Raw genomic sequence first — 3,116 nt, 5'->3', positions numbered from 1 at the left:
GAGGAGAGAGAGGACTGGGGAAGGGCGACAGCTTCGGCCCCTTGGACGGGAGGTTTGGGGGGTTCGGGTTGGCTGCTCTGTTGTCGCGCTTTTTGGCGACGATAGCGGGCGAGTTCTTCTTCAACTTGGACATCGACACAACCTAGGGCAGATTCAAGGACGGGATGGAGGGTGGGTTGGTTGTTGTTGGTGGGGGGTTTGCGGCTCATCTCCAGTTCTCCTTTTTGTCTCTTGTTTGATGGACGGGGGGGTGATGTCCCTACGGTAACAATCTTACCAACTGGCCGCACGGCTGGCTTTTTTTGAAGGGCGCGATCGCGCCCTTTTCCCTATATCTTAAAGAAAATCTTAAAAAGTCTAGTTTCCTCATTATCCCAAAGCTATTCTAGTAAATGAAAGTTGGTTGATTTTCTAAATTCCTTGAAATTTTAGCCAGTTTTACTTGATCCCCGGTTAGTTTCCCTGACTGATACCGTAATTTATTTACAGAAAGTAACAAAATTACGTAAATACCGAGAGTTTTGTATCTATTTATTGCACGTAGTCACAAATCTCGTAGAATTCCCACAAAATGAAGTTAAGGCTTTTTTAAAAACTTTTTAAATCTTTTTGTCAACTCTCCGGTTATCTCCACCGAAAGCTCCCATGAATCACCAACGCTTTTTAACATCAACCTGTCGCTGTTGTCACTACTACCAGCCCGAAGGCCGACGGGGTGGGATGTGTCAACAATTAGGCGCTCCTGTCAAAGGATGCTGGGAAGCCTGTAGTTTAGCGGCTCATCCGTTTATAGCACAAAAAACAATTGAAGACGATATTGTTTATCTTGAACATTCTTTAACATTAAGTTCTGATGAAGCTGTAGAAGCTGAACCCGTTGCAGAACCCATTTCTGAACCGATCAGTAATCTCGCTCCATCGAGAGGATAAGCGGTTTAAGCCGTCTTGAGGCTTTGCTACTATTTAGAAACCTCCTAGTCCACGGGTCTAATTCACCAACTCTTTTAAACCCTAAGTAATTTTACTCAAATAGGGAGTCACCAAGCCTCAGAAAAAACCAATTTTTCATTCTTTCCAAAACACAAAATATAAACCGATAATCAACCAGTCACTTCTTGATTTAACCTGAAAACTCCCCCATCACAACCTTGATAGATGATGGGGGAGCATTCAGCCGTCAGCTTCTGAATGCTTACAAATAAACCCGTCAGAACATTCTCGTTAAGGCCGCCAAGGATATTGACGGAAATTGGGGGAGCGTTTATCTAAAAAGGCTTGTTTTCCTTCTGCTCCTTCCTCTGTCATGTAATAGAGGAGTGTCGCGTTTCCTGCAAGTTCCTGTAACCCCGCCTGGCCATCACAGTCCGCATTAAAGGCCGCTTTGAGACAGCGAATAGCAATGGGGCTTTTTTCCAGAATTTCCCGGGCCCACTGAACGCCCTCCGCTTCCAGTTGCTCCACTGGGACCACTTCATTCACTAAACCCATCTCTAGAGCTTGTTGAGCGGTGTATTGACGACAGAGAAACCAAATTTCTCGCGCTTTTTTCTGTCCCACAATACGGGCCAGGTAGGAAGCCCCATAGCCCCCATCAAAACTCCCCACCTTCGGTCCCGTTTGCCCAAAAATCGCATTATCCGCCGCAAGAGTAAGGTCACAGATGAGATGTAAAACATGGCCTCCCCCAATCGCATATCCAGCCACCAAAGCAATAACCACCTTGGGGAGAGACCGAATTAAACGCTGTAAGTCGAGAACATTGAGTCGGGGTACACCCTCATCATCTTTGTATCCCGCTTCTCCTCGGACGCTTTGGTCTCCTCCGGAACAAAAAGCATATTTGCCGTCGGTATGGGGGCCGGCTCCGGTGAGGAGGACAACACCAATGGTGGGGTCTTCTCGGACATCACAGAAGGCATCATAAAGCTCAAAAACGGTTTTGGGGCGGAAGGCGTTACGCTTATGGGGGCGGTTGATGGTAATTTTGGCGATGCCATCGGTTTTGTGGTACAAGATGTCTTCGTAAGTTTTGGCGGTTTGCCAGTCAATATTCATAGATCAGTTCAGATGGGAAATGCTCTATAGTCCTTTTTACGCCATCACTGGCCTCTTTGGGGAGTTGTTGGGTGTATCAGAAGCATTGAACGCATCGAGTGAGACAACAGTGTGATCAACCAATTCCTCCCCATCTCCTCTATCTCCCCATCTCCCCCATCTCCCCCTCTCCTCAGATAGACCTCTCTCTCATTGGGTCGAGTCCAAATATCTATCTAACAGAGGTTTTATCAATAATCATTTTCGGTTATTTCTTTAGAATGTTTTAATATTTAAAATTCCACTTATTAAGCACCAAAAAAAGATTACAGCAATCAAGGCAAAAATTTTTGGGATCAAAGAAAAAATAATAGGTTCAAGGCTTCTCAGCAATTGACACTCTCTCAAAAAGTTGGCATACTAGAGAGAGTGAAGGTCAAAAAACTAACAAGAGTTTTTCTCAAATGCGGCCAGGCCAAGCAAATACAAAACCTGTCGCTCAAGACCTGTAGCACAAAAGTAAAGCAAGTTTTAAGACTAATCTCACTTAATGCTTTTGCCTTTGACATTTATCGAGTTTTCTAGTCCTGTCCTTTATTTAACGTCTTTGATTTAAAATCATGCCTAGTCAATCTACTTTACTTAAACCCGAAGATAAACCCCAGAAGCCAGCCATGCCTACCGTAGAAAATTCTACAGATACCCCGACTCCAAGTGTAGAAATGATTCGTTGTCCGAACTGCGGTAGTCATGGAGAACGGCATTATTTAACTCAGCAAAAAGTGGTACAGACGCAATGCCCCAGTTGTGACTATTTAATGGTGAACTGTTTACACACGGGGTCTGTTGTCGAAGCCTATGCCCCCGGAATTCCTATGTTATAAGCCCAAAGTACGGGTGAGTGATTAACTCGTATTCAAAGGAAAGTTAAGAGAGGTTTACTGTTTTGGTAAACCTCTTTTTGATGGTTAATGTGGATAGGGAAGATGGGGAGTCGGGAGATGGGGGAGTTGATAGTTGATAGTTGACGGTTGAACCACAAAGACACAAAGGACACAAAGGGGAGATGGGGGAGATAGGGG

3 protein-coding genes and 1 pseudogene are annotated in these 3,116 nt (G+C 44.8%); 2 read left to right on the top strand and 2 right to left on the bottom strand.

Features of this window, described 5'->3' with window-relative positions:
* Window positions 1-209 (bottom strand): annotated as a pseudogene (locus tag PN462_RS00385) (hypothetical protein); the annotation flags it as partial.
* A gap of 436 nt (window positions 210-645) precedes the next feature.
* On the opposite strand from PN462_RS00385, the gene PN462_RS00380 reads away from it, so the two are divergent.
* Window positions 646-930 carry a hypothetical protein gene (locus PN462_RS00380; RefSeq protein ID WP_272125829.1) on the top strand — a complete coding sequence of 95 codons (285 nt, stop codon included), beginning with the start codon at window positions 646-648 and terminating at the stop codon, window positions 928-930.
* Window positions 931-1,221: 291 nt separating this feature from the next.
* On the opposite strand, the gene menB is transcribed toward PN462_RS00380, so the two are convergent.
* Window positions 1,222-2,055: a 1,4-dihydroxy-2-naphthoyl-CoA synthase gene (gene menB, locus PN462_RS00375; protein ID WP_272125828.1), complete on the bottom strand. Its 834-nt coding sequence runs from the start codon at window positions 2,053-2,055 to the stop codon at window positions 1,222-1,224.
* A 599-nt stretch (window positions 2,056-2,654) separates the two neighbouring features.
* Here menB and PN462_RS00370 point away from each other — a divergent pair.
* Complete coding sequence (locus PN462_RS00370; RefSeq protein WP_272125827.1) at window positions 2,655-2,918, top strand: hypothetical protein; 264 nt, start codon at window positions 2,655-2,657, stop codon at window positions 2,916-2,918.
* Window positions 2,919-3,116: the final 198 nt, after the last annotated feature.

The organism is Spirulina sp. CS-785/01 (assembly GCF_028330525.1).
In the GTDB taxonomy this organism is placed as follows: Bacteria; Cyanobacteriota; Cyanobacteriia; order Cyanobacteriales; family Spirulinaceae; genus JAQMSD01.
This window is presented reverse-complemented; position numbering and strand designations above follow the sequence as displayed.